We start from the raw sequence: 26,199 nt of genomic DNA, 5'->3' as shown, positions 1-26,199 counted from the left end.
TACACTTGCGCCCTTTGTAATTTGGACTTGGGGTGTTTGTGTTCGAGAAATTAGCTGAGCAAAGTTTGGGCTTGATGGGGTGGGAAATCGATAATCATTGGGATTTGGATATTGACCAATGTGTGATGATTGCCGCACCACATACCAGTAACTGGGATGCTTTATATGCCCGTTTGGCTTTGAAAGCGTTGGGGGTAAATGTTCGCCTCACCATTAAAGACAGCTATATGAAACTTCCTTTTGGGCCTTTTGTACGTGCGATGGGCGGTATTGGTATCGATCGTGGCGCGAAACAAGAAGGTCAGGAACGACCAAGTATGGTTCAATTGATGAGTGACTTGTTTAAAACTCATCCGAAACTGGTGATGTTGGTGACCCCAGAAGGAACGCGCGCCAAACAAGAACAATGGAAAACAGGTTTTTACCATATAGCGGTTGCGGCAGGAGTGCCAATTGCATTGGCGTATATGGACTATGCCAAGAAAAAAACAGGCGTAGGTAAGATTATTTATCCATCAGGCGACTATGAAAAAGATATGACTGAAATCATGGCTTTTTATGCAGAGATTCATGCAAAGTTTCCAGAAAAATTTAGCGTAGACCAACGCTACAGCGCGAAGAAATAGCCTCTAAAAATATAAAAGAAGACAGTAAAAGCTGTCTTCTATAACACTTTGTTGCAAATTCCTCTCATTTTCAGTGCTATATTAAATTTCTCCATTAGAATCATAGAGAAACCCCCTTGAGACCGCTGCTGCTTGCATGTGGCTTATTTGCCACGACCCAACTGAGTCATACTCAAGTCCTTTTGCCTACACAGGTGATGGGAGCAACTGAAGTCCCTGAAATTGGCGGTGGAATAGGGTTGCTTGATCAACAAAAAGAAAAATTCATCGGTGAAAAAGTTTATCGTCAAGTTCATCGACAAATGCCTACTGTGCAAGACGCTTGGTTGGAAGATCAATTTTTACAAGTTTTCTCAGGCATTTTAAGTCAAACCCAACTGGGGCAGCCGATTGGTTTGGTGGTGATCAAAGATCCCCAAATTAATGCCTTTGCTGTACCTGGTGGTTTATTTGCAATAAATACTGGTTTGATTACGTCCGCTAAAAATTTAGATGAAATCGCAGGCGTTATGGCGCATGAAATCGCCCATGTCACGCAACGACATTACAGCCGATCACAAGAAGCATTTAAGGGACAAGGATTATTGGCTTTGGCTGGGATCCTCGTTGGTGCTGCGATTGCCTCACAGGCTGATGGTGATGTCGGCTCAGCGGTAATGTTGGGAACGCAAGCCGCTTTAATTGATAAACAACTGAGCTATAGTCGTAATCAAGAGCGTGAAGCAGATCGTATCGGTATGCAATTTATGTATGCCGCAGGATATAATCCGCAAAGTATGGCGGATTATTTTGAAACCATGCATCGGGCGACCAGTCGAGTCAGCTTTTTGCCAGATTTTTGGTTAACTCATCCATTAACCACTGAACGGATGAGTGAAGCGCGTCTGCGTGCCAATCAACTGCCTAAAGTGAAATCAAAGATTTATGATCTCAATTTTGACATATTGAAATGGTATACCTACGTCACTTCAAATCAAGCCACAGAAATTCAGATACAATCTCTTGCCTCGCAGAAGAATGTTGCAGCACAACTGGCGCTCAGTAAGTTTTATTTAGAGCAAGGTGATTATGCTCAAGCACAGTCAAATCTTGATTTGGTGAAAGTAAAATTAAAATCTCATATATTGGTTCCACTCATTCAAACGGATATTTATTTGGGACAAAATAAACTTGAGCTGGCAGAGAATGCGATTGCACCGATTCAAAGAACGATGCCTGAAAATCGCGCCTTATCTTATAAATTCGCTGAAGTCTTAATTCGACAAGGACAAGTTGCACAAGCGCAAACCTTAGTTCAACGATTTATTCATAAGAACCAACGTGATATTCGAGGATGGCAACTGTTGCAACAAGCAGCAAACTTAGACAAAAGCTCACCATTACAAGCCGTGAATGTCTTATGCTATCGTGCAGAAGTTGAATATTGGTCAGGCTATGAGGAAAATGCAATTAAATCCATGTTACATGCGCAACGACTTGCAAAAGGGAATATGGCAATGTCAGCGAAAATTGAATCTCGTTTAAAGCAAATGCAAGATGACTACCGTAGGAAAATTTAATTCTTAATTTGATGTGGTGGAATTAGCTTGCTGAAAATTTGAGAGTAATTACATGGAAATTAAATTAGAAAAATTCAACATACAAGATTTTGATTACTATTTTCAATTGGTTAGTAATATACAAATAATGGTCATGATTACCGAAAGGGCTATTCCTCAAGACAAAGCGGAATATGATTTTCAACAACTTATCGTAAATAATCAGTTACATGAAGATTTTGGTAACTTTAAAATTCTTGATGCTGATACGAATGAATTTATTGGTTTGGCAAAGCTAGAAATTAAAGAAATAGATGCTGACGAGCTTGAATTAGGTTATATGCTTTTGCCAAATTATTGGGGTAGAGGTATTGCGAGTAGAGTCAGTGAACTTTTGCTTAATATTTCAAAAAAAGAGAATTCAATTAATCAAATATTTGCGATTATTGATCCTAAAAATCTTGCTTCACGCAAGATTCTAACGCGTCAGGGTTTTAAGCATAAAGCATTTAAAGACTATGATGGATTAGCAGGTGAAATACTGGAATTAAAAAAATAATTTAAGTCATCAATAATAAAAGAGTAAGTATAATTGCCGTATAACATAAATAGAAATTAATTGAGAGGAGGGCTTATTATGATCAAGGGGCAATGTTTATGTGGGGCTGTGCAATATCAATATCATGGTGAAATTGAAAATAGTATTCTGTGTTATTGCCAACACTGTCAGCAGGCGCAAGGCGCAATCGCAGGTTGGAATAGCCCGCTTGATCAAACAAAATTTGAATTTATCTCAGGGCAAGATCAACTAAACGAATATTTTCATACGCCGAATAAAGCACGAGTATTCTGTCAACATTGTGCAAGCCCGATTTATTCATATCGTACAGATTTGCCAAATATCATTCGCTTACGTTTGGGTACGGTAACTGAAGGACAGATTCCTGCACCTACAGAAGAATTTTTTACCGAGCATAAACCAAAATTTATTGAATTAAGATAAGATGGCTGGCTTGAGTAGTAAAGAAGTTAAAAATTGATGAAGAAAATTATTGGTTTTATTTTTGCGTTTGGGTTTGTGGGGGCGAGTTCAGCGGCTTCAGTTGAGCAATATGTACGTGCTGTAGAAAAGATAACAGCAACCTATGCGCAAGATATGCGCAGTTTCTTACGTAGTTTAGACCCGCAACTCTCACATTTCACACTTGAGCAGCAGACAAAATATTGCGCTATTGTAAATCAATATGTGCAGGACTCTTATGGGGCGATCGAAAAGAATAGATCTCATTTAACAGGACAATACGCCACGATGACTAAGCAAGATGTAATTCATCAAGTGACTGAGTCAAAAGAAATGAAAATGCTGACTAAATATAATATTCAGTGTGATTTTAAATAAATAATATGCGTGGGTTCATTGTTGAAATGAATCCAATTTATTATTAGATATATAAAAAGAGAGGTATAAAGCCGAACTGAGCTGATTAGCTTAATTTTGCTTTAATTTTAGAAGAAACTTGTGCAGGATCGGCACGCCCGGCTATGATCGGACGTAGAGAATTCATCACCTTACCCATATCTTTCATGCTAGTAGCTCCTTGAGCAGAAATCGTTTGCTCAATGAGAGAATCAAGTTCTTCCTCAGTCATAGCGGCTGGTAGAAATTGAGAGATAACCTCAACTTCGGCTTGTTCTTTACTAGCTAAATCTTCTCGACCAGCACCTGAAAAGGCCTTGATCGATTCTTTACGTTGTTTAATTTGCTTTTCAATGACCGCAAGAACCTGAGCATCGTCAAGCTCAATGCGCTCATCAATTTCGATTTGCTTAATTGCTGCTTGTAGACCACGAATAACCATTACTGTTGCCATTTCTTTGGCACGCATAGAATTTTTTAACACGTCAGTAATTTGGTTTTTTAAAGTCGTCATAGTCTTTTCAGCAGTCAATCACAAATTAATTAGTAAAGGCGAGTAGTACGTACAGATTCGCGAGTCAATTTCTTTTGATAACGCTTAACTGCTGCAGCTTTTTTACGCTTACGTTCTTGAGTTGGTTTTTCATAGAATTCGCGCTTACGAACGTCAGCTAAAACACCAGCTTTTTCGCATGAACGTTTGAAACGGCGGATAGCTACGTCTACTGGTTCGCCTTCTTTCAACTTAACTTGTGGCATGTAAAATCCTCTAAGATGATGGATAAGATCTAACGCACGATTGCACTAGATCGCAAGTGAAGGTCAGTATTTTACTCATTTACAACTCAGATCACAAGTCTATAATAGCGCTGATACTATTTTTGATCGTTGTAAAGGCAGTTTAATGATTGTTTTGGGCTTAGAAACTTCGTGTGATGAAACTGGGTTAGCACTCTATGATAGCGAGCTCGGCTTACGGGGGCAGGTTCTCTATAGTCAGATCAAACTGCATGCAGAATATGGTGGTGTCGTACCTGAGCTGGCGTCACGGGATCATGTTCGTAAGATGATTCCTTTAATTAATCAATTGCTTGAGCAAAGCGGTGTGAAAAAACACGAAATCGATGCAGTTGCTTATACACGCGGTCCGGGGTTGATGGGTGCATTGATGACAGGTGCATTATTTGGTCGTACTTTGGCGTTTGCGTTCAATAAACCTGCGATTGGTGTGCATCATATGGAAGGTCATATGCTTGCGCCATTACTTTCAGATACGCCACCGGAATTTCCGTTTGTCGCTTTGTTGGTTTCAGGTGGACATACGCAACTGATGGCTGCACATGGAATTGGTCAGTATGAGTTACTCGGTGAGTCGATTGATGATGCGGCTGGTGAGGCGTTCGATAAAGTCGCAAAAATGATGAAACTTCCTTATCCCGGTGGGCCGAATATCGCAAAACTGGCGTTACAAGGTGACGCCCAAGCATTTGCTTTTCCTCGCCCAATCTTGCATCAAGGCTTAGATTTTTCGTTTAGCGGTTTGAAAACAGCGGTTTCTGTTCAACTGAAAAAACTTGGCGAAGAAAATCGTGATGCGGATATTGCGGCTTCTTTCCAAGAAGCAGTGGTTGATACACTGGCTAAAAAATCAGTAAAGGCTTTAAAACAAACAGGTTTAAAACGCTTGGTCATTGCTGGTGGTGTCAGTGCCAATCTTCGCTTACGTGAGCAATTAGAGACGTCGCTGAAAAAGATCAATGCACAAGTCTATTATGCTGAACCAGCTTTATGTACAGATAATGGCGCCATGATTGCGTTTGCAGGCTATCAACGTTTAAAAGCTGGGCAGCAAGATGGTCTGGCAGTAACTACGACACCAAGATGGCCGATGACGGAATTAGAACCAACCTAGAATGAAACTGATCATTTTTATGGGATGCTAAGCTTCTGCGAAGCTACATATTATTTTATTTAAAAATCAAATGATTCATTTATATGCGTAGTGAGGGGTTGGAGTCAACGCTATCGTGTTAAAGTGTCGAATAAATTATTTATTTTGATGAGCTAAAAACTCATAGCGGAGTACAGAAGTTGAAAATTTCTTATGTTTTTACATGTGGCAGATTAGAATCTTTATTTAAAATTCTAAATCTCATCCAGCAGGGTGAAGAGCATGACACATCAGAAGCTAAAAAAATAATTGAGCAATTCAGAAAGGATATCTCTATAGGGCGAACTTTTGAGGAAACTGAACTTTATCAGCGGATACAAAAGAGTGAGGAAAAAATCGTCATTAATCGCTTGAATAATATTCTTCGAGATAAACCACCTCATCAAAACAAATTTGATTTGGATGAATATAAGACGGGTGCATGGTCTGAATTTAGTGATTATAAGTTAGCGATTAGATTCTCTGATGCTAAAACAGCCTTGAGTCAAAAGCACTTTGAAAAGACAGGTGAATATATGACTAGTCGAGGTATTGCTAAACTGACGGGTTTTAATCCGACCAACATTAAGAATATGTTAAATCATAAAAGAAGTGTGGTGAAAAAAATGCTATCCACTCTGGAAAAATTAGCAAAAGAGTATTGATATTAACGTTCTATAGCAGAGCGAAAACGATGCAGAGGAAATTTATTTTCTGCATCGATTCCATTTTTCTATTTTCTGAACAAATAAAAATTAGATAATTATTTCGCTTGTGATGAAGCATATCGAAATACATTTCAGGTTCAAAAATTAATTTGACTTATCTGCTTTGGATAGCACAGCCAAACAGACAAAAATCAAAACCATACCGATCCAACCAATCGGCGCTAATCTCTCACCCACCAGCAATACCGCAAAAAGTGCGGCAACTAATGGTTCAAATAAAGTGAGGGTCGTGGCGGTACTGGCAGAAATTGTTTTTAAAGCATAACCAAATAACAGATAACCGAGAAACATCGGGATCAGCATCATATAGCCGACAACATATAGGTTGACGGGTTCATCAAATAAATTCGAACCAGTAAAAAATAAAGTCGGCAATAAAATTAAAGCGCCGAATCCAAAAATCAGACCCATTGATGCTCTAGAGTCAACACCTCGATCTATCATTTTCTTGGCAGCCCATGAATAGAGTGAATAGGTAAGTGCTGCGATAAGTCCAAGAATGATTCCCAAAGTTTTTTGGTCGGTTGTAATGCTTTGCGATGAGCTTTGGGAGTGCGATTCTCCGATTGATAAAAGCAATACTCCAGCAACACCAAAAATAAAACTAATAAACCATTTTAGCGAGAGTGCCTTTTTATCAAAAAACTTTTCAAGTAGCGCTGTAAACAAAGGCGCTGAGCCAATCGAAACCACAGTACCGATGGTGATGCCTGCCATTCGCATAGATGAGTAGAAGGCAAGCGGATATATGGCAACAGAAATCATCCCAACGAATAGGAGAGGGAAATATGAACGGATCTGTGGTAAATGACCAAGGATATTTTTATGCGCGAGTAATGCCTGTAAAAGTCCACCACCACCCATTGCAATCGCGCCAATAGCTAAAGGACTTAGGTTGGGAGCATAGGAGGCCACAGTACCCGTCGTACCCCATAAAATTGAAGCGACTAAAACCGCAATAAACCCATAATGTGGACTGAGTTTGATCGTGTTATTCAATTCCTAATCTCTTGTTCTAATAAGGACTGAGCCATTTGTCTGGCAGCAAAAACTTTAGCACTTGAACTTTCTAAACCTGCTCGAACGATAGAACCTTCCAAAATAAAAGAGAGCAGCAGCGCGAGTTGTTTAACTTTTTCAGGATCATTTATCAGCTGATTTAAATGATCTGCCAAAATGTTTTCAACTTCATCTTTATGTTTTTTCACCGCCAAACGTTCTGGACTATGCGCAGGAAATTCTGCTGCTGCATTGAGGAGTCCGCAACCGCGGAAACCATTTTCATAGGCAAACTCGGCATGATCTTGATAAGCATCGAAAACAGCCAATACGCCATCAATTGGTGTTTGGATTTGGGCTTTTCTATTTTGGTATAAGCCTAACCACTCTTGATGACGTGCTTCGATATAACAAGTGACCAATTCAGATTTAGTCCGAAAGTTATTGTATAAGGACATTTTTGCAACGTTGGCTTGATCAATGATGCTATTGATCCCTGTACTGTTGATTCCATCTTGATAAAACAGCATTGAAGCGGTTTCTAAAATTCTTTGTTTTGCAGATTTAGTGCTCATAATAAAAGATATTGGGTAAACTGTTCTACCTAATATTAGGGTGAATTAAGGAAATTCGCAATAGGAGACGCTGTTTTATTCATTGAGCATAAGTTTTTATTTAGGTGTAAATATGATTAAAGAGAGTGGATGATCTCTTTAATCAAATCGCTTATTTGGTTTTTTTGCTGTGGACCAAGGCGAGTCCATAAGTAGGCCATTTCTTGTCGGTCTTAATGTTATTGACCAACCAAGCCACGAGTACCAGCGCGATTGATCCCAATAACACAGGGAAAAATAAAAAGCTCCAATGGTATTGAATGGTATTTGCTGTGAGCAAGATGACTAATGGATTTGCCCCAGCAGGTGGATGAACACAGCGTAACAGTTGCATTGCCGCAATAGCACAACCCACGGAAATCGCAATACTCAATGCAGAAGTTCCTAAAGTTTTAAGAAAGACTAAGCCAATCAAAGCTGAAACAAAGTGCCCCAGAATCACATTACGAGGTTGGGCTAAAGGGGATTGAGCAACGGCATATAATATGACACAGCTTGCGCCGAAAGGTGCCATGATAAATAAATTTTGGGTCCATTTGCTCAAGAGAACTAAGATCAGAATACTGAATGTCCCGCCAATTAAGCTTCTGAAAATATCAATGGATTGGGGGCGTGGAGCAAGATGCTCTTTGCCATGAAATAGCGATAACATTTTAATCTCACAGGATCATTGTATTCAGTCAATAATAAGACTAAAATTAAAAATAGTACAGATCTGTACTATTTTTAATTGAGTAAACTTGTATGTCAAAGTCAGCAAATAAAATTTTGAATACCGCAGAAAAATTATTTTATGAAAATAGTTTTGTCGGTGTTGGTGTTGATTTAATTCGAGATGAGTCCGGCTGTTCAAAAACAACTATGTACACTCATTTTAAAAATAAAAATCAATTAGTGAGATCGGTGCTTGAGGCCAGAGATACGAAGTTTAGACAGAGTCTAATTGCTTATATTGGCAATGCAACAGGAGCACAGGCACTCAATCAGCTCATTGATTGGCATTTGTTGTGGTTTCAAGAAGACAATTTTAAAGGATGTTTATTTGTCAGAGCTGTTGCTGAATCTCATTGCGGTGATCAAGACATCATTACAGTCTCTAAAGAACATAAGATTTGGATTCGCGCATTAATTGCAAAATGTCTTGAATCAACCCCCCATGCAGATGCATTGGTTGAAATTATTTATACCTTGATTGAAGGGTTGATTAGCCGCTTTTTGGTAGAAGGATATGATGCAAAAGTTGCAGATGAGATTAAAAAATCGATAAACCGTATGGTTGAGATTTTTAGTTAGGAGTTTTATTGAAAGGATAGGGGGCGATGAAGCAAGCTTCTAAATAATTAAGCCGTTGAAAATATATCAACGGCTTATGCTTGATTGGAAGATAAAAAATGTTTTTATTTCAACGGTGAAGTGAATAGGCTTAATCTATAAAATAGTTTTGGTTTTCTACATCGATATACTCAATATAACCACGCCCTTGAACTTCATTATTCAAATATTCACCGGTGAAAGTATAGGCGCTGGCATAACCAATTCCATGACCGTAGCGGAATGGACTATCAATTTCAGCAAAGATTTCTAATACTTTTTGACCCGTATCATCTTTCACCGTCCAAGAAAAGAATTGTGGCAAGCGCATTTTCTTGCCACTTGGCGAAATATAATCATCGATCTGATGCGCAATCACCTTAAACTCAACATTGGTATAGATTTCAGCAGGTTTGTCGATATGTCTAATATGCAGAGAATAAGCTACGGGTTGACCTAAAATATCGGCTTTTGTTAACAATAGTTGCGTTGTTTCAGTCAGATTAATAATTTGATAGGTGAAGAAATCAAGCGGTAATTTATAAGATTCGGGGAGGCTTTTTTTTACCACACCATGCGCACCGGTTGCACGCGCATATTCATAGGTGCATAAACCTTCCGCTGGCGTAGCTTGACCTTGATATTCAAGTTGACCTTTGAATGTGGCTAATAGACTAAAATGATCATAGATCGGAGTTTTGATAAACCATGAAACTTGATCGGTCACATCTAAATCAAATTCAAAATTTAAATCATGATAAGCACCTTTCAAATGAATATTGGGCAAAGTGCCTGTAATGGAAACGTCTTCGCCTAATTCGATTTGTATGCCATTTTCTTGAATATTTGTCTCATCTGGGATGATGTAAGCTTTTAATAAGTGTTGGTCTAATGCGGCTGTACTAGAGAACAATGTTGCAGTATGTCTTGGGTCACCCAGTGTTATGTCATCATGATCGAAGGCAAGTGCCCCAGGGGTACCTAACAAAATCATGATATTTAGATAACGATGTGGTTCAGGCAGCAGTGGAAAAAAGATTCCATAATGTGTCCACGTATAAAATTTTTCTGTTGTTCTTGGACGGATGATCTCTGGTTCAGAAAAAGGAATGGTTGAATATTTTACAGCCTGATCTAGTGTGCTTTGTGCGAGCAATAAGCTTTTACCCAAAATTTTGCTCGTCAGAGAGGTTGGCGGCAGTTGTTTTTTCATCTTTTCCCCTAAACTCATTCTATGCTAGATCTTAGATTAAGAAAAACAACTGCCCGTGCTAAGCCTAAATAAGGACAATGCCACGGCTTTTGAGGCCATTTATCCTTTTATAGTGTTTGACAATTTCTCTAGGTTTTGTGAACCAATCCAATGTTTTGAAAACTGATAGGCCGCTCGACCAGAGCGTTGACCGCGTGCCTGACACCATTTCAAACTTTCACCACGAACCAGATCGTTATATTGCAAACCTGCTTGAACGATATAGTGTTCCACAATTTCTAAATAAAGTTGTTGATCCATTGGATAGAATGACAGCCACAGACCAAAACGATCAGAAAGGGAAATCTTTTCTTCAATCGCTTCTTGTGGGTGTAGCTCAGTATATTGCGGAACATCGACTTTACGCACAGGCGTATTTTCGTGCATAAATTCTGGCAATAAATGGCGGCGGTTACTGGTGGCATAGATAATGAAATTGCTTGAACCAGACTGTAGTGAACCATCTAATACACTTTTCAAACTACGATAATTTTCATCTTCTGCGTTAAAGGCTAAATCGTCACAATAAACAATAAATTTCTCAGGGCGGTTTTCAATTATCTTTTGAATCTTGGGTAAATCAGATAAATCATCCCGTTCGATTTCTATGAGACGTAAACCTTGTGATGAATATTCCGTCAGTAGGGCGCGGACAATCGATGATTTTCCTGTACCACGTGAACCAGTGAGCAAAACATCATTGGCAGGCAAGCCATTTAAGAACTGTAAGGTATTTTGAATAATTTTATCTTTTTGACGCTCAATCCCTTTTAGGTCTTCCAAATGCATTTTTTTGGGTTGTTGAATGGCGAGCAGTTGTTGATTTTCCCATCGAAAAGCGATAGCTGAAAAATCAGTGGGTTGTTTTGGTGCAGGGAGAACTTGCTGTAATTGTGTCAAAACACTGGATAACGAATGGAGAATAGATTCCGGTAAATCAATGAGAGCCATAAATACAAACCAAACACAGTGATCAATGAATAGGGATACTATCATTGCTGTTGTTGAAATAAAGAAGATCTCATTAAAAAGATTGTAATATGTCGATTTTCCCCTTGATTGTTGCAGCCACTTTTTGCATTGTATAGGTGCAGAATGAGAAAAAAATCATCAAAACTGGAAACACGAATGTCAAACAGACTTCAAGAAAAAAAGAATACATATCAGGCATATAGGGTCGGTGTATTACAAGAGCACTTACGCCATGCAAATGGGTATGCGGAATGGAAGTCCATTGCACTCAAACTAGACCAAGAAGCAGGTACTGAAGCATGGAAATATGACAATGATTCGCCTTATTTTGATGCTGAAATTTTATCTAAACGGCATAACTTATTAAAAAAATATCGTACACAACATCGAACCCTAGATTTGATCTATGTATTAAGAGAAGGTTTATCTTATGATTTTGCCAACATTGGTCATCCGATGTTGTTTGCTGAGACCTACTGCGGCACTAAAAAAATTATAGAAAATTATGTTGAAGAAGTCAGTGAGTGTTTTGGTTATTTAGCTTCCAGTGAATGTATTACTTTTCAACTAAAAGAAAAAATAAAGTTTTTTGAAGAATGCCAAAAGGCTTATGGACAACCTGCTTTAATGCTATCAGGTGGTGCGACATTGGGCTTGTTTCATACTGGAGTATGCAAGGCATTGTTGGAACGTGATCTATTACCGAAGGTAATTTCAGGTTCGAGTGCAGGTGCCATCATGACAGGGATGCTCGGCGTTTCATCTGCTGATCAGATTCCTGGCTTACTTTCTGGTGAGCACTTTTTCCATGAAGCCTTTCGCTTTAGACGTGTCATGGAGTTGATTAAAGGGCATGGTGGTATTGCTGATGTGATGTATCTTAAAAAATTCTTGATACGTAATATGGGCGATGTCACTTTTGCTGAAGCCTTCCAACGTTCAGGATTGCATATTAATATTGCGGTTGCACCCTATAACACCGCACAAAACCCTCGAGTATTAAATGCTTTAACTGCGCCAAATGTTTTGGTTTGGAGTGCTGTGCTGGCTTCATGTGCCGTCCCTGTGTTATTTCCGCCAGTCAAATTAACCAGTAAACGTTATGATGGTCAGCATACGCCGTATCTTGCCAACACTAAATGGGTGGATGGCAGTATGCGCAGTGATTTTCCTCAGGAAAAAATGGCAAGGCTTTATAATATTAATTACACCATTGCCAGTCAGGTGAACCCACATATCGTCCCATTTATGCAAAGTGATAATGAGAGATTTCGTCGTGATGTGCTGAGTTGGCCTGAACGGGTGGTACGTCATCAAGGTAAATCAATTGCAATGGATGTGATGGATTTAATTCGCAATTCAATGGGTGGTTTTTTCCCGATTCGACGTGTGCTCGACCATGGTTATGGAATTTTAGGTCAACGTTACTATGGCGATGTAAATATCATTGCGAAATATGGTTTAAAACATTATAGCTACATGTTGAAAAACCCACGTCCAAAATTATTTAAAATATTGCAACAAGAAGGTGAGCGAGCAACGTGGTCTAAAATTGCTTCGATTGAAACACATGCACGTATTGGTAAAACCATTGAACATTGTTTAGCATCATTACGTAAGCAGGAAGAAAAGCAGCAGAATGAGTTTTATTACGTGGATCTCTGATCCAACTGTTCAATGGAACAATTGGTCGTTAGAAACGAAAAAGCGAAGTTATGATTTTGGACGGCGTTTATATACGTTTCAAGTTGAAAATCAGAAGTATTGGCTTAAATTTCATGTCGCCAATACCGATCCAGTGATAGAGCAAGCTTTTCAAGGTGAATTGGATTTTTATCAGCTTGAATCAATACATTCTCAGCATTTTCTATTGCCGCATCATATTATTATCTTAGAACAGACATCGCAGTGCCTTCACCTTGAAGCGAAGGGTAGAGGCTTGATATTGTTTGATGCAGAAAAGTTCTTCACGGATATTTTACCCACCACCGATCTTGTGATTATTCAAAAAAAAATCTTAGATGCCTTGGAAACACTCGACTACATGCACGAAATGGGTTGGGTTCATGGTGATCTAAAGCCAGCACATTTCCGTTTATATCATGGGGCTTGTCGGCTGATCGATTTTGAGCAAAGTTTTAAGTCTCAATGTCCAATTACGCGCATGAATGCGACACCACATTATATGGCGCCTGAGCTTTTTCATGGTGAAGCGAAAAGTATTCAAAGTGATTTATATGCTTTAGGCATTATTTTGTATGAATGGTTAACGAACACTAAATTAAACGCTGATACTTATTATGATTGGGCTGTACTGCATTGCCAACAACTGCACATTCAGCTGCCTAAAGCGCTTGAATGTTTTTTTCCACTTTTAAACGGTTTACTGCAAAAGCGAGTTGAACAGCGATTTAGGTCAGTTCTTGATGTCAAAGGTTGTCTAAACGAGATTGGCTTGTTGTAAATATAAATACTTGATTTGAATATTATATGTTCATTTGAATGGTTTTTTTATCAGAAAGACTTGTCAGAATTAGCGTTTCTCACTAATATGCATACCCATCGGGGGCGTGGCGAAATTGGTAGACGCACTGGATTTAGGTTCCAGCGCCGCAAGGTGTAAGAGTTCGAGTCTCTTCGCCCCCACCAAATTTAAAAAGCAAGCATGTCTTGCTTTTTTTATGGTTAGGTCTGATATGATTTAATCATGCATGTTCTAGAGGATTGGTGTAATGGTAGCATGACGGTCTCCAAAACCGTTCGTCAAGGTTCGAGTCCTTGATCCTCTGCCAAATTAGAAAAGGGACTTATTCAAAGTCCCTTTTTTTATTTCTGTTGTTTTTATCTGTATATTAAAAAAGCATTAGCTTTCAGATGCATGGTTTTTTTATAAAAAGGGCTTGTCAGCAGAAAGGTTTATCACTAATATACACATCCATCGGGGGCGTGGCGAAATTGGTAGACGCACTGGATTTAGGTTCCAGCGCCGCAAGGTGTAAGAGTTCGAGTCTCTTCGCCCCCACCAAATTTAAAGAGCAAGCGTATCTTGCTTTTTTTATGGTTAAGTCTGATATGATTTAATCATGCATGTTCTAGAGGATTGGTGTAATGGTAGCATGACGGTCTCCAAAACCGTTCGTCAAGGTTCGAGTCCTTGATCCTCTGCCAAATATTTTAAAAAGCCCTTGTTTTTACAAGGGCTTTTTATTGCCTAAATTTTATGTGGATAGGTTGCAACATTTGAATCTTGCTCAAGATATAAGGTTTTAATTCACTAAAGAGCAAGACCTAAAAGTAGTGGATATGGCTTCTATTTAATAAATAAATTTTGAAATTTTATCTGCGCTTTCAAGAACTGCATCTGCAATTTCATTTCTAAAATAATCTTCTTCATACGTACCTAATGGGCAGCTGACGGATAATACGGCTGTTACTTTACCCGTGGATTGTTTAAAAATGGGCACAGCACAGGCGGCCATATCGTGATTGTAATGACCCCAGCTCACCATAGATCGTTGTGTTTTGACATAGCTTAAACGTTGTAATAACTCTTTAAGACTTTTCGGCGTCAGCTCTGAAAAAGTTTCCCACTTATTAAAGTTTTTATACCGTTCTCGGATTTCTGTTTCGGATAAATCTGCCAGTAACATTTGTCCGATGACTGTTGCATGGGCAGGCCATCGTGTACCTAAACCAATATTACTGCTAAATGTTCCATTGGATTGAATGTTATTGATAAAGACAATATGCGTACCTTCTAGAATTGATAAATGGACTGCCAACTGGGTTTGATCGCGGAGTTCTTTCATCAACGGTGTAGCTAAATCCAATAAAGATTGTTTGGATAAGCTATTGAAACCGAGTTCCATTACTTTTGAATCTAAAGCATAGGTCTTTTGTGAAGCTTTTCTGAGAAAACCACAGGATTCTAAGGTGTAAATCAGTCGAAATGCGCTTGAGCGATTCACGTCTAAAATCTCTGCAATTTCAGTGATCGTCATTTCTTGGGTTTGCTGATTAAAGGCCTGCAAAATTGCCAAACCACGAACTAAGCCAGGGACTAAATAACGGTCATCATTTTTTATTACGTCAGATTCTTGAGAGTCTGTTTCAAGTGTTGAGTTCATCTGTTCAATTTTCCTATTTAAAAGCACAAATCAGTACATTCAGCTTTATTTGAATCCTATTGTAACTGCAAATAGATTTATGGAATATAGTTTTATATATGAAACTATATTTTTTAAGTAAAACGTAAAAGAATGTGTAATAAATATCAAGTGTATGAATTTTAATAATATATATAGTTTGACATGAAAAACATCATAGGAGTATTCTTAATTAAAGTTTGTTATATCAAATTATGTTTTATATATAAAACAAATGAGGATGCAAGGATGAGTTGGATCTCAGTTTGTCAGCAAGACGACATCACCGAAGATGAGCCGAAAGCCATAGAAGTCGACGGTAAGAAAATTGGAGTATTTTTCATCGATGAAAATTACTTCGCTATTGAAAATGTATGCCCACACGCCTACGCCTTATTAACAGAAGGCTTTATTGAAGATCAAACCGTGGAATGCCCATTGCATGAAGCAATTTTTGATATTCAAACAGGTGAATTGAAAAGTGGTCCGGGATGCCGAAATCTGTGTACTTATCCCGTACGTGTTGAAGGGCAGGACGTTCAAATTCAACTATAAGTCAAATTTATAAGGATGGAATCTCATGAAAACATTTAATGAGAAGCTCGCGAACTGGATTCATGCCACGCCAGCGAAAGAAGCAGGGATTAACAATATTCAGGTTCCAGGACAGCCAGAACTTTTGGTTTGGCAAACGCGTTATAAAGCGCCAACGGTTTATGAGCAAGACTTTGTTCAGCACTTAATCAGCGCATTTTCATCAGGTGTAACTGAGCTTGCAGATTTGGTTCAGTCTTTAAACCAACAAGGTTTTCGTTGTGAGTCTGGTGAACTTTGGACTTCTGAGTCGTTCTCAGAAGAAATGCAACGTTTAGGTTATTGATTCAAGGAAGAATAGTGATGAACGCAGCAGTATTAGCCACGCCAAGTGTCGAAGAGTATTTAGATTTAGGTTTACGTGATCAATGGCATCCAGTGCTTGCAAGCTGGGAAGTTGCAGCAAATCCAGTGGGGATCACTCGTTTAGGTGAAAATATTGTGGTTTGGCGTGATGACCAAGGTCAAGTCCATGCCTTAGAAGATCGCTGCCCGCATCGTGGCGCACGCCTTTCACTCGGTTGGAACTTGGGCAATCGCGTTGCTTGTTGGTATCACGGTGTAGAAGTTCGCCACGATGGTGTGGTTGAAGATGTACCCGCTGTACATGACTGCCCAATGAAAGGCACTAAATGTATAAAAAGCTATCCAGTAATTGAAGCGCACGGTGCGATTTTTATGTGGTTTGGGATTGATCCAAGTGAAGAGCCTAAAACACTTGAGTTTCCTGAACAACTTGCGAGTGAAGACTGGAGTGCATTTCTTTGCCAAGCAGATTGGAAAGTGAATCATCAATATGCGATCGATAATGTGATGGACCCAATGCATGGTAGTTATTTGCATTGCACATCTCACTCAATGGCAGAAGGTGATCGCACCGCGGAAATGAAACATCGTTCAACTGAGCATGGTTTTGTCTTTGAAAAAGAAGGTCAAATCGGTGTCAACTTTGACTGGGTTGAATATGCCAATACAGGTGCAAGCTGGTTGCGTCTTTCGATCCCATATCGTAAAGATTTTGGACCGGGTGGTGAGTTCTGGATTGTGGGTTATGCAACACCGATTGATGCCAATAATACCCGCGTATTCTTTTGGCGTTGCCGCAAAGTCAGTGGCTGGCAGCGTAATGTGTGGCGTTTCCTCTATCGTAATCACTTGGAGAAATTGCATTGGGATGTATTGGAACAAGATCGCATTATTTTAGAAAACCTTGCACCGAATGCACGCCAACAAGAATTCCTCTATCAACATGATGTCGGTTTATCACGCTTACGCCGTTTGATGAAGAAAGAAGCGGAAAAGCAATTAAAGAAAATTGCAGCGTTGAATAGCTCAAACCGGATTGAAATGCAGGAAGAAGCGCATGGCTAATGTCGCATTGTTACAAGGTAAAAAAGTCCTTGTCACAGGTGCGGCAAGAGGCTTGGGACGCGACTTTGCACAAGCAATTGCGGAAGCAGGGGCGCACGTGGTCATGGCGGATATTTTAACTGATCTGGTGCAGCAAGAAGTAGTTGCCTTACAGGCGCAAGGTCTAAATGTTGAGGCGGTAACGATCGACTTGGCGAATGCAGATTCGATTGAACTAGCTGTTCAGCAAACAGTTGAATACTTGGGTGGGATCGATGGCTTGGTGAATTGTGCGGCTCTTGCAACCAATGTTGGTGGCAAAAGCATGATGGATTATGACGCTGATCTTTGGGATCGTGTGATGAACATTAATGTCAAAGGGACGTGGTTAGTGACAAAGGCCTGTGTACCTTATCTTAAACAGTCTGAGGCAGCAAAAGTCATTAATGTGGCATCGGATACAGCACTTTGGGGTGCTCCAAATCTGATGGCTTATGTGGCAAGTAAAGGTGCTTTGTTGGCGATGACGCGTTCAATGGCGAGAGAGTTAGGGCCGTTCAATATTTGTATCAATACGCTTTCACCAGGATTGACTCTGGTCGAAGCAACCGAATATGTACCGCAAGAACGCCATGATTTATATGTCAATGGTCGTGCGATTCAACGGCAGCAGTTACCTCAGGATTTAAACGGAACAGCCTTGTATTTACTGTCGGAATTGTCCTCATTTGTGACGGGTCAAAATATTCCCGTAAATGGTGGTTTTGTCTTTAATTAAGGAGTGATCACATGATTACAGGGATTGAGATTTTAAAGTTTGGCGTCGAGGACAGAGCTGCTTCAAATAAGTTTTTAGCAGACTTCGGATTAACGCACACTCATTCAGACATTGAAGGTGCTGATCTCTATCAAACCCAAAACGGCAGCAAAATTTATTTATTTGATTGTGATGATGCGCGTTTACCTCAAGCAATTGAATCAGGTTCGACGTTACGCGAAGTCATATGGGGTTTAGATGATATAGCACATGATTTACCGGATTTAGCTGTTCGATTGCAAGATGTAGATGGTTTTGAGGCAACAGAAGAAAGTGTGCAATGTATTGATCCTAATGGGATGACCATTCGCTTTCAGAAAAGTTTTACCCACGAAATACCTGCGTTAAGAACCGAAGGGATCAATCAGTACGGAACAGTCAATCGTATTAATGCAGCCAGTCCAGTCTATGAGAAGGGCCAGCCTGTTGCGATTGGTCATGTGGTGTTCTTCACCCCGGATTTGGAAAAAACCGAACAGTTCTATATTGAAAAACTGGGGTTCTACTTATCAGATGCTTATCGTAATCGTGGTGCATTTTTGCGCTGCCGAGGCAAGGGTTATCATCATGATTTGTTCTTACTTTCAGTACCCAATAAACCCGCAGGTCTAAATCATGTTGCCTTTGTGGTCCGTGATATTCATGAAGTCATTGGTGGTGGATTAAATATGAATCGTTCTGAATGGTCGACTTTTATCGGTCCAGGGCGGCACCCGATTTCTTCAGCTTACTTTTGGTATGTCAACTCGCCATTAGGTGGTGCATTTGAGTATTACACCAATGATGATTATTTGACTGAGGAATGGCAGCCACGTGTTGAAGAACACTGTTTAGAACTATTCACTGAATGGGCGATTGAAGGCGGTCTAGATGATCATACCCGTCGTCAAGTCAAACCTGCGTAAGACTCAATCGGGCAGGGAGATCAAGCTATGGAAAGAATCGTAATTGTTGGTGCAGGTCAGGCAGCAGGTTGGGCGGTAAGCACACTACGTCAAAATGGATACTCAGGTGAGATTCATGTGGTATCCAATGAAGATCAAGTGTTTTACGAGCGTCCACCACTTTCTAAACAGGTGCTATCAAAAGAAGCCAGTTATGAAAGTTTGCATCTGTTTTCTCCAGAGCAAGTGCAAGAATTTAATATTCAGTGGCATAAGCCTGCTGTGGCGACTCAAGTCGATCGCCAGCTGAAACATGTGGTCTTAGCAAGCGGTCAAATTTTACCTTATGACAAGTTGTTGATCGCAACAGGAAGTCGTGCCCGTATTCCAGTCAATACATGGCAGTTTATTCCGAATGTGGTGACTTTACGTAATGTGCAAGATTGTGAGCGTCTTGCTGAAATCTTACAGCATGCGCAAAAACTAGCGGTGATTGGTGGTGGCTGGATTGGTCTTGAAATTGCAGCAACGGCACGGAAACAAGGCAAAGAGGTTCATATTTTTGAATATGGCGATCGGCTCTGTGCTCGTAGTGTAAGTCCTGATGTATCTGATTTCTTGAAACAGATGCATGAACAACAAGGCACTCAGATTCATTTGAATAGTAAAAATTTACATTTGATTGAAGCTGGTCATCAGAAAGTTGAAGTGGTGAATCATCCAAATGTAAGTGTATTGTTTGATTGTGTGGTGGTGGGTGCAGGTGCTGATATAGCCAAAGAACTGGGTGTCAATGCAGGCTTAGATGTCAAAGATGGCATCGTGGTGAATTGTTTTGGGCAAACCTCTGACCAAGATATTTATGCCGCAGGCGATGTTGCAACTCATCCGATGCTTGGATATTGCATTCAGTCTTGGGCAAATGCGCAGAACCAAGCGATTGCAGCAGCAAAGTCGATGTTAGGTATGGATACCGAATATGCTGATATCCCTTGGCTCTGGTCCGATCAATATCACTTCAATATTCAAATATTAGGGACTTATCAACCTGAAAGAACCAAACAGATCGTCGTACGTAAAAGTACAGATGATCAATGTAGTTATCTTTATTTAGATGATCAAAATTGCTTAATCAATATGATCGCAATCAATGATTCGAAACTGGTCAAATTGGCTAAACGTTGGATGCAGTCCAATACCATTTTAGACCCAAAATTATTAGCAGACCCTGAATTTAATGTCATGAAATTAAAACCATAAACATTAAATCCGGTTCATGACTCAATCGAAGGAATGAAGTATGAGTAATGAAGTGAAAAGTGGATGGAAGCATTGGGTTCCTGCTTTCGTTCTGATGGTATGTGTTGTTCTCGCATTTTTCGACAAAATCAGTATTGCGGTTTTGTTTGCGGATCCAACCTTCCAAGGTGCAATGGAGATTGCTGAGAACAAAGCCAAACTCGGATGGTTAATGACCAGTTTCTTGCTGGCTTACGGTTTTTCATCTGTATTCCTCAGTTTCCTTGGTGATATTTTCGACCCAAAGAAAATGCTGTTTTGGAGTGTTGCATCTTGGGGTGTGCTTATGTTGTGCATGGGCTTTACCACCAGTTATGCAGGGATGTTGTTCTTACGTATTTTGCTCGGTTTGGCTGAAGGGCCTTTATTCGCCTTAGCTTATACCATCGTGAAACAAACCTATACCGATCGTCAGCAAGCACGCGCCTCGACCATGTTTTTGTTGGGAACACCGATTGGGGCTTTCCTTGGTTTTCCGATCACTGCTGCGGTATTAGCAAAATACGATTGGCATACCACATTCTTTGTGATGGCCGCACTCACGCTCATTGCTTTGTTTGCGATCATGATTGGTTTACGTGATTTACAGCTTAAGAAAACCATTGAACTGCAATCCACCAGCAAGCGTATCAATTTTAAAGGTCATCTTCAGAACACCAAAGTGTTGTTGCAGAACCGTTCATTTTGGTTGGTCTGTATCTTCAACATTGCTTTGATGACGTATTTGTGGGGATTAAACAGTTGGGTGCCTTCTTATTTAATCCAAGACAAAGGTTTCAATCTTAAAGAGTTTGGAATGTATTCAAGCTTGCCATTCATTGCCATGTTGATTGGTGAAATCGTCGGTGCATTCCTTTCTGATAAGACAGGTCGTCGTGCAATTCAAGTTTTTGGTGGTTTATTGGTCGCAGGTATTTTCATGTACGTGATGGTGCTCATGACTGATCCAATCTTGGTGATCGCTGCGATGTCTTTCAGTGCAATGGCTTGGGGTTTTGGTGTGGCATCGGTATTCGCTTTGCTCGCCCGAGTGACTACGGCTGACGTCGGTGCAACAGCAGGTGGGATCTTTAATGGAATGGGTAATTTTGCCAGTGCAATCGCACCTGTTTTGATCGGTTACATCGTAATGCAAACACATAGTTTTAATCTAGGAATTACCTTCTTGGCAGCAGTCGCCGTTATTGGGTCGTTCTTCTTGCTTCCTTTATTGAAACGCTATTAATCAAAGAGATCTAGGAGTTAAAACATGACTAATCAACAATTTGAATCATGGAAACAGCCAGAAGGCACGAGTTTAAATGATTGGTTAAACACACGTATCGCACGTTTTGAAACACGTAAATATGACTTTGATGCGTTGAAGTTCCAAGCAGATTATGACCCGAAATATCGTCGTGCTCAAATGCGTTATATGGGAACTGGGGCAACAGGGGTAGTCAATGATGGCAACACTGTCCCAGCAGAAAACTTTACTTTTTCAACCATGGTATTGCCTGCACAGTGTGAAGGTCCATTGCATATTCATCACGATGTGGAAGAAGTGTTTTTCATGTTACGTGGCGAGATTGACTTATTCATTGAGCATAACGGTGAAAAATTCCAAACCAAACTCAAAGAGCGTGATCTAATTTCAATTCCTCCGGGGATTTATCGTGGTCTATTTAACCCTGGTCAGGAAGATGCCTTGATGTGTGTGATGTTAGGGGCTGGAAAACCAACCATTCCGAACTATCCACCTGAGCATCCATTGTCTCAAATTAAACGTTAATTCGATTGATAAAAGTATTTGAGGAGTGAAATGATGACTTTGATCGACACATTAGCCAAATACCCAGTGAAAATTATTGAGGTCAATGGTCAAGTGCAAGCCTACCGTGAAGCAGGTCAAGGCCAACCACTGATCCTTTTACATGGGATTAGCTCAGGTTCAGCCTCTTGGGTGAATCAGTTAGATGTGCTCAGTCATCATTTTCATGTCATTGCTTGGGATGCACCAGGTTATGGCATATCAACTGGCTTAAATATGGAACAGCCCAATGCAGCAGATTATGCACAACGTGTATTGGGTTTAATGGACGCTTTAGCTATTCAAAAAGCCATTGTAGTGGGACATTCGCTCGGCGCATTACAAGCCAGTGCCTTTGCTCATCTTTATCCTGAACGAGTTGAAACTTTAATTATTGCCAATGCTGCACAGGGTTATCAGCGATCAGATGAAGAAACCAAAGCACAGGTTTATCACAAACGCCCAAATCTATTAAAAAGCTTGGGCAATGCAGGCATGGCGGCGAGTCGTGGACCACATTTAATCTATAAACAAGAAGCTCAGGCCCTTGCCTTGGTGAACGAGGTCATGAGCCATTTAACTTTAGACGGCTTTACGCGGGCATCGTATTTGTTGGCGTATGACGAAATCAGAAATTATTTAACCAATATCAGCGTTTCGTGTGTGGTGATTGCAGGTGACAAGGATGAAATCACCCCTGCGCAAGCGATCAAGGAACTTGCTATCGAAATGCAATTGAGCCGATGTCATCTCATCACAGATGCAGGTCATCTGAGTTATGTCGATCAACCTGAACAGTTTAACGACATTGTTTTATCGGCAAATTAAGATTTAAACGAGAGATATGGATATGAGCTTCCAAGTTGAAGGAAAAGTAGCAGTTGTAACAGGTGGCTCTTCAGGCATTGGTTTGGCTGCTGTGGAAATTTTAGTTGCAGAAGGTGCCAAGGTTGCGTGGTGTGGTCGAGATGAAGCGCGTTTAGCAGCATCGAAACTTTATATTTTAGAGAAATATCCGCATGCCAATATTTACACCAGTATTTGCAATGTCTTAGACAAAGAAGATGTAAAACGATTCGCACAACAAGTGAATCAAAATTTAGGCAATGTCGACATGTTGATCAATAACGCGGGTCAAGGTCGTGTGTCGAATTTTGAAAATACCCAAGACGAAGATTGGATGAAAGAAATTGAACTCAAGTATTTCAGTGTATTGCATCCCATCCGTGCATTTTTAAATGATTTAAAGCAATCAGCTTGTGGCTCAATCACCAATGTGAACTCATTGTTAGCATTGCAACCTGAGCCGCACATGATCGCAACCTCATCTGCACGTGCGGCATTACTGAATCTTACCCATTCACTGGCACATGAATTTACCCAATATGGTGTCCGTGTGAACTCGATTTTGCTGGGTATGGTGGAGTCAGCACAATGGAAACGCCGTTTTGAAACACGTTCTGACCCAAATGCAACGTGGGAACAGTGGACGGGAAATATTGCAAAGAGTCGAGGTATTCCGATGCAACGTTTAGGCAAGCCTGAAGAACCTGCACGTGCTTTGGTGTTTTTGGCATCGCCATTGGCATCCTATACCACAGGTTCAACATTAGATGTCTCTGGTGGATTTAATAAACATTTATAAGGTGTGCACATGAAACAGTTGATGATGATCGGTTTTGGCGCGATGGCAGCAGAGGTTTATACGCATATGCCATATGACCTACAACTTAAATGGATCGTGGTACCCGCACGGAGTGTTGAAAAAGTTCAGGCACAAGTTGCTCCAGATGTTCAGGTCATTTCATCAATTGATGAGTGTCAGGGCACACCTGATTATGTGATTGAAGTTGCTGGCCAAGCCGCGGTGAAAGAACACGCGCAAAAGGTACTGGCGAAAGGTTGGACGATTGGTCTGATTTCAGTGGGGACTCTTGCAGACAACGATTTTTTCATCCAACTAAAAAATACGGCGGAACAACATGATGCTCATCTTCACCTTTTAGCAGGTGCGATTGCAGGAATTGATGGAATCTCAGCGGCAAAAGAAGGTGGTTTAGAAAGAGTCACCTATAAAGGTTGTAAAAGCCCAAAGAGTTGGCGTGGCAGCTATGCAGAGCAATTGGTAGATCTTGATCAAGTCAGTGAAGCAACCGTTTTTTTCCGTGGTACAGCGCGTGAAGCTGCACTGAAGTTTCCAGCCAATGCCAATGTTGCAGCGACGATTGCGCTTGCAGGTTTAGGTATGGATGAAACGATGGTTGAACTGACTGTTGATCCAAACATCAATAAAAACAAACACACCATCGTGGCAGAAGGTGTGTTTGGTGAAATGACCATTGAATTAGTTGGTGTGCCTTTGGCGAGCAATCCCAAAACCTCAACTTTGGCGGCGCTGAGTGTGATTCGGGCGTGTCGCAATAGTGTTCAAGCGATTCAGATTTAAAAGGATTTGATCATGATAAAAGAAATTTATATCGCAGGTGAATGGCGATTAGGCAAGGGCGGTACGATTCAAAGTCTGTTTCCAGCAGATCAATCTGTGAATGCTGAGATTTCAACCGCGAGTTTAGATGATGTCAATGAAGCGATTGAAAAAGCGGATTTGGCATGGCGTAAGGCGGAGTGGCGCAACAGTCTACCGCATGAGCGTGCGCGGATTTTGTATAAAGTGGCTGACATCATTGAAGCGCGTGTTGATGAACTTTCAAAACTACAAACACGCGATAATGGAAAACCACTGGCGGAAACACGTGCCTTGACCATGAGTGCCGCAGCAACTGCACGTTATGTCGCAGCAGCTTGTGAAACGATGAATGGTGAATTGACCACGCAACGTGCAGCAGATTTCATGACAATGAGTGTGCATGAACCTGTGGGAGTAGTTGCGGCAATTACCCCATGGAATTCACCGATTGCCAGTGAAGTACAAAAACTTGCACCAGCCATTGCGGGCGGAAATGCTGTGATTTTAAAACCAGCAGAAGTGACTTCTTTGATCGCATTGGAATTAGCAAAAATCTTTGAAGAAGCAGGTTTGCCTAAAGGCTTACTGAGTGTGTTGGTTGGTCGTGGTTCTGTGATTGGTGATGCAATTGCGAAGCATCCATTGGTACGCAAAATTTCATTTACAGGTGGAACCAGTACAGGTCGCCATTTGGCACATATCGCAGCAGATAAACTCATTACAACGTCTTTAGAACTTGGCGGAAAATCACCAACAATCGTCATGCAAGATGCTGATATTGAGCTTGCTGCGAAAGGTGTGGCTTATGGCATTTTTAGTTCAGCAGGACAGGCATGTATTGCAGGCGCTCGCTTGTTTGTGCATAGCAGTATTTATGAGCAATTCCTAAATCGCTTGGTTGAAATTACCAAAAGCTTGCGCGTAGGACATCCCGAAACAGCAGGTGTGCATCTCGGTTCTTTGATCAATCCGAAGCATTTAGCTTCTGTGGATGCTTATGTTCAATTGGCTAAAAAAGAAGGAGGGCAAATCCTTATTGGTGGTCATGCGTTGACTGAGGGTGAGTTGGCAAAGGGTAGTTTTTATTCACCGACCATTATCACAGGTCTCAATAATTCAGCACAAACTTGTCAAGAAGAAATTTTTGGCCCTGTGCTGGTCGTCATGAAATATGACGATGAAGCTGATCTGATTGCTCAAGCCAATGATAGTTGTTTTGGTTTGGCAGCAGGGATTTGGACTGAAAACTACCGTAAGGCATGGCAACTTGCCCGTGCTTTAGAAGTGGGAACAGTTTGGATTAATACCTACAAAAAATTCTCTATTTCTGCGCCATTTGGTGGCTTTAAAGAAAGTGGTATCGGACGTGAAAAAGGACGTTTAGGCATTTTATCTTACATGCAGCAAAAAAGTATTTATATGGGATTGAGCGAGCAGCCAAACCCTTGGTGTGATTAATAAATTCAT

The 26,199-nt window shown here is 40.5% G+C and carries 30 protein-coding genes and 4 tRNA genes; 26 read left to right on the top strand and 8 right to left on the bottom strand.

Annotation, left to right across the window (positions count from 1 at the left end):
• Positions 1-38 precede the first annotated feature (38 nt).
• The 5 genes from EAH57_RS00445 to EAH57_RS00425 all read left to right on the top strand — a co-directional run bounded on the left by EAH57_RS00445 (position 39) and on the right by EAH57_RS00425 (position 3,563).
• Positions 39-626, top strand: a complete 588-nt coding sequence (locus tag EAH57_RS00445) for a 1-acyl-sn-glycerol-3-phosphate acyltransferase (protein WP_034594973.1) — start codon at positions 39-41, stop codon at positions 624-626.
• Positions 627-787: 161 nt separating this feature from the next.
• The gene (locus EAH57_RS00440; protein WP_228200030.1) at positions 788-2,185 is read left to right on the top strand and encodes a M48 family metalloprotease; all 1,398 of its coding nucleotides are present in this window, start codon (positions 788-790) and stop codon (positions 2,183-2,185) included.
• 52 nt (positions 2,186-2,237) lie between these two features.
• Positions 2,238-2,723 (top strand): GNAT family N-acetyltransferase, encoded by a 486-nt coding sequence (locus EAH57_RS00435; protein ID WP_121928377.1) that lies wholly within the window; start codon positions 2,238-2,240, stop codon positions 2,721-2,723.
• 78 nt (positions 2,724-2,801) lie between these two features.
• Positions 2,802-3,167, top strand: coding sequence for a GFA family protein (locus EAH57_RS00430; protein WP_121928376.1), 366 nt, complete (start codon positions 2,802-2,804; stop codon positions 3,165-3,167).
• A gap of 36 nt (positions 3,168-3,203) precedes the next feature.
• A complete protein-coding gene (locus EAH57_RS00425) occupies positions 3,204-3,563 on the top strand; it encodes a hypothetical protein (RefSeq protein WP_121928375.1) in 360 nt (119 codons plus the stop codon).
• Between the two features lie 85 nt (positions 3,564-3,648).
• Here EAH57_RS00425 and EAH57_RS00420 read toward each other — a convergent pair whose 3' ends face one another.
• Both EAH57_RS00420 and rpsU read right to left on the bottom strand, forming a co-directional pair.
• Positions 3,649-4,095 carry a GatB/YqeY domain-containing protein gene (locus tag EAH57_RS00420; RefSeq protein WP_121928374.1) on the bottom strand — a complete coding sequence of 149 codons (447 nt, stop codon included), beginning with the start codon at positions 4,093-4,095 and terminating at the stop codon, positions 3,649-3,651.
• Positions 4,096-4,124: 29 nt separating this feature from the next.
• Positions 4,125-4,340 carry a 30S ribosomal protein S21 gene (gene rpsU / locus EAH57_RS00415; RefSeq protein WP_004652785.1) on the bottom strand — a complete coding sequence of 72 codons (216 nt, stop codon included), beginning with the start codon at positions 4,338-4,340 and terminating at the stop codon, positions 4,125-4,127.
• Between the two features lie 145 nt (positions 4,341-4,485).
• Here rpsU and tsaD point away from each other — a divergent pair, with 145 nt between their 5' ends.
• Positions 4,486-5,493: a tRNA (adenosine(37)-N6)-threonylcarbamoyltransferase complex transferase subunit TsaD gene (gene tsaD, locus EAH57_RS00410; protein ID WP_121928373.1), complete on the top strand. Its 1,008-nt coding sequence runs from the start codon at positions 4,486-4,488 to the stop codon at positions 5,491-5,493.
• 179 nt (positions 5,494-5,672) lie between these two features.
• The gene (locus tag EAH57_RS00405) at positions 5,673-6,176 is read left to right on the top strand and encodes a hypothetical protein (RefSeq protein WP_121928372.1); all 504 of its coding nucleotides are present in this window, start codon (positions 5,673-5,675) and stop codon (positions 6,174-6,176) included.
• A 147-nt stretch (positions 6,177-6,323) separates the two neighbouring features.
• On the opposite strand, the gene EAH57_RS00400 is transcribed toward EAH57_RS00405, so the two are convergent.
• The 3 genes from EAH57_RS00400 to EAH57_RS00390 form a co-directional block, all read right to left on the bottom strand.
• On the bottom strand, positions 6,324-7,238 hold the full coding sequence (locus tag EAH57_RS00400; protein WP_121928371.1) for a DMT family transporter: 915 nt from the start codon (positions 7,236-7,238) through the stop codon (positions 6,324-6,326).
• Positions 7,235-7,813 (bottom strand): TetR/AcrR family transcriptional regulator, encoded by a 579-nt coding sequence (locus EAH57_RS00395; RefSeq protein ID WP_004671947.1) that lies wholly within the window; start codon positions 7,811-7,813, stop codon positions 7,235-7,237. The genes EAH57_RS00400 and EAH57_RS00395 overlap by 4 nt, the downstream gene beginning before the upstream one ends.
• Before the next feature lie 151 nt (positions 7,814-7,964).
• Positions 7,965-8,504, bottom strand: coding sequence for an HPP family protein (locus tag EAH57_RS00390; RefSeq protein WP_121928370.1), 540 nt, complete (start codon positions 8,502-8,504; stop codon positions 7,965-7,967).
• 92 nt (positions 8,505-8,596) lie between these two features.
• Between EAH57_RS00390 and EAH57_RS00385 the strand changes: the two genes are divergently transcribed.
• Positions 8,597-9,145: a TetR/AcrR family transcriptional regulator gene (locus EAH57_RS00385; protein WP_121928369.1), complete on the top strand. Its 549-nt coding sequence runs from the start codon at positions 8,597-8,599 to the stop codon at positions 9,143-9,145.
• A gap of 130 nt (positions 9,146-9,275) precedes the next feature.
• Here the strand turns inward: EAH57_RS00385 and EAH57_RS00380 are convergent, their stop codons facing one another.
• Together EAH57_RS00380 and EAH57_RS00375 are read right to left on the bottom strand one after the other, a co-directional pair.
• Positions 9,276-10,376 (bottom strand): DUF6670 family protein, encoded by a 1,101-nt coding sequence (locus EAH57_RS00380; RefSeq protein ID WP_121928368.1) that lies wholly within the window; start codon positions 10,374-10,376, stop codon positions 9,276-9,278.
• A 99-nt stretch (positions 10,377-10,475) separates the two neighbouring features.
• Entirely contained in the window at positions 10,476-11,366 is an 891-nt protein-coding gene (locus EAH57_RS00375) for an ATP-binding protein (protein WP_034595573.1), read from the bottom strand.
• 177 nt (positions 11,367-11,543) lie between these two features.
• On the opposite strand from EAH57_RS00375, the gene EAH57_RS00370 reads away from it, so the two are divergent.
• The 6 genes from EAH57_RS00370 to EAH57_RS00345 all read left to right on the top strand — a co-directional run bounded on the left by EAH57_RS00370 (position 11,544) and on the right by EAH57_RS00345 (position 14,555).
• On the top strand, positions 11,544-13,052 hold the full coding sequence (locus tag EAH57_RS00370; RefSeq protein ID WP_121928367.1) for a DUF3336 domain-containing protein: 1,509 nt from the start codon (positions 11,544-11,546) through the stop codon (positions 13,050-13,052).
• Positions 13,027-13,851: a serine/threonine-protein kinase gene (locus tag EAH57_RS00365; RefSeq protein WP_121928366.1), complete on the top strand. Its 825-nt coding sequence runs from the start codon at positions 13,027-13,029 to the stop codon at positions 13,849-13,851. The genes EAH57_RS00370 and EAH57_RS00365 overlap by 26 nt, the downstream gene beginning before the upstream one ends.
• A gap of 100 nt (positions 13,852-13,951) precedes the next feature.
• Positions 13,952-14,036: transfer RNA gene (locus tag EAH57_RS00360), tRNA-Leu, on the top strand.
• A 69-nt stretch (positions 14,037-14,105) separates the two neighbouring features.
• A tRNA-Trp gene (locus EAH57_RS00355) sits at positions 14,106-14,179 on the top strand.
• A gap of 148 nt (positions 14,180-14,327) precedes the next feature.
• Positions 14,328-14,412 (top strand) — tRNA-Leu (locus tag EAH57_RS00350).
• Positions 14,413-14,481: 69 nt separating this feature from the next.
• Positions 14,482-14,555 (top strand) — tRNA-Trp (locus EAH57_RS00345).
• A 146-nt stretch (positions 14,556-14,701) separates the two neighbouring features.
• On the opposite strand, the gene EAH57_RS00340 is transcribed toward EAH57_RS00345, so the two are convergent.
• On the bottom strand, positions 14,702-15,514 hold the full coding sequence (locus EAH57_RS00340) for an IclR family transcriptional regulator (RefSeq protein ID WP_121928365.1): 813 nt from the start codon (positions 15,512-15,514) through the stop codon (positions 14,702-14,704).
• Between the two features lie 267 nt (positions 15,515-15,781).
• On the opposite strand from EAH57_RS00340, the gene EAH57_RS00335 reads away from it, so the two are divergent.
• The 12 genes from EAH57_RS00335 to EAH57_RS00280 are packed head-to-tail and all read left to right on the top strand — an operon-like array spanning position 15,782 to position 26,190.
• Positions 15,782-16,087 carry a non-heme iron oxygenase ferredoxin subunit gene (locus EAH57_RS00335; RefSeq protein WP_004671931.1) on the top strand — a complete coding sequence of 102 codons (306 nt, stop codon included), beginning with the start codon at positions 15,782-15,784 and terminating at the stop codon, positions 16,085-16,087.
• Positions 16,088-16,112: 25 nt separating this feature from the next.
• Positions 16,113-16,412 (top strand): recombinase-like helix-turn-helix domain-containing protein, encoded by a 300-nt coding sequence (locus EAH57_RS00330; protein ID WP_004671928.1) that lies wholly within the window; start codon positions 16,113-16,115, stop codon positions 16,410-16,412.
• 17 nt (positions 16,413-16,429) lie between these two features.
• Positions 16,430-17,497, top strand: coding sequence for an aromatic ring-hydroxylating oxygenase subunit alpha (locus tag EAH57_RS00325; protein WP_121928364.1), 1,068 nt, complete (start codon positions 16,430-16,432; stop codon positions 17,495-17,497).
• Complete coding sequence (locus tag EAH57_RS00320) at positions 17,490-18,254, top strand: SDR family oxidoreductase (RefSeq protein WP_121928363.1); 765 nt, start codon at positions 17,490-17,492, stop codon at positions 18,252-18,254. The genes EAH57_RS00325 and EAH57_RS00320 overlap by 8 nt, the downstream gene beginning before the upstream one ends.
• 11 nt (positions 18,255-18,265) lie before the next feature.
• Entirely contained in the window at positions 18,266-19,198 is a 933-nt protein-coding gene (locus tag EAH57_RS00315; protein ID WP_121928362.1) for a VOC family protein, read from the top strand.
• Positions 19,199-19,225: 27 nt separating this feature from the next.
• A complete protein-coding gene (locus tag EAH57_RS00310; RefSeq protein WP_121928361.1) occupies positions 19,226-20,437 on the top strand; it encodes an NAD(P)/FAD-dependent oxidoreductase in 1,212 nt (403 codons plus the stop codon).
• Positions 20,438-20,477: 40 nt separating this feature from the next.
• Positions 20,478-21,701, top strand: a complete 1,224-nt coding sequence (locus EAH57_RS00305) for an MFS transporter (RefSeq protein WP_121928360.1) — start codon at positions 20,478-20,480, stop codon at positions 21,699-21,701.
• Positions 21,702-21,725: 24 nt separating this feature from the next.
• Positions 21,726-22,247 carry a cupin domain-containing protein gene (locus tag EAH57_RS00300; protein ID WP_121928359.1) on the top strand — a complete coding sequence of 174 codons (522 nt, stop codon included), beginning with the start codon at positions 21,726-21,728 and terminating at the stop codon, positions 22,245-22,247.
• A 30-nt stretch (positions 22,248-22,277) separates the two neighbouring features.
• Positions 22,278-23,093, top strand: a complete 816-nt coding sequence (locus EAH57_RS00295; protein WP_121928358.1) for an alpha/beta fold hydrolase — start codon at positions 22,278-22,280, stop codon at positions 23,091-23,093.
• A 22-nt stretch (positions 23,094-23,115) separates the two neighbouring features.
• Positions 23,116-23,910, top strand: a complete 795-nt coding sequence (locus tag EAH57_RS00290; protein WP_121928755.1) for an SDR family oxidoreductase — start codon at positions 23,116-23,118, stop codon at positions 23,908-23,910.
• A 9-nt stretch (positions 23,911-23,919) separates the two neighbouring features.
• Positions 23,920-24,711: an aspartate dehydrogenase gene (locus EAH57_RS00285; RefSeq protein WP_121928357.1), complete on the top strand. Its 792-nt coding sequence runs from the start codon at positions 23,920-23,922 to the stop codon at positions 24,709-24,711.
• Between the two features lie 12 nt (positions 24,712-24,723).
• Positions 24,724-26,190, top strand: a complete 1,467-nt coding sequence (locus EAH57_RS00280) for an aldehyde dehydrogenase (RefSeq protein WP_121928356.1) — start codon at positions 24,724-24,726, stop codon at positions 26,188-26,190.
• Positions 26,191-26,199: the final 9 nt, after the last annotated feature.

This window comes from Acinetobacter sp. 2JN-4, from assembly GCF_003687745.1.
Lineage (GTDB): Bacteria > Pseudomonadota > Gammaproteobacteria > Pseudomonadales > Moraxellaceae > Acinetobacter > Acinetobacter halotolerans.
Note: the sequence above shows the minus strand (reverse complement) of the source record. Positions and strands in the feature narration are given on the sequence as shown.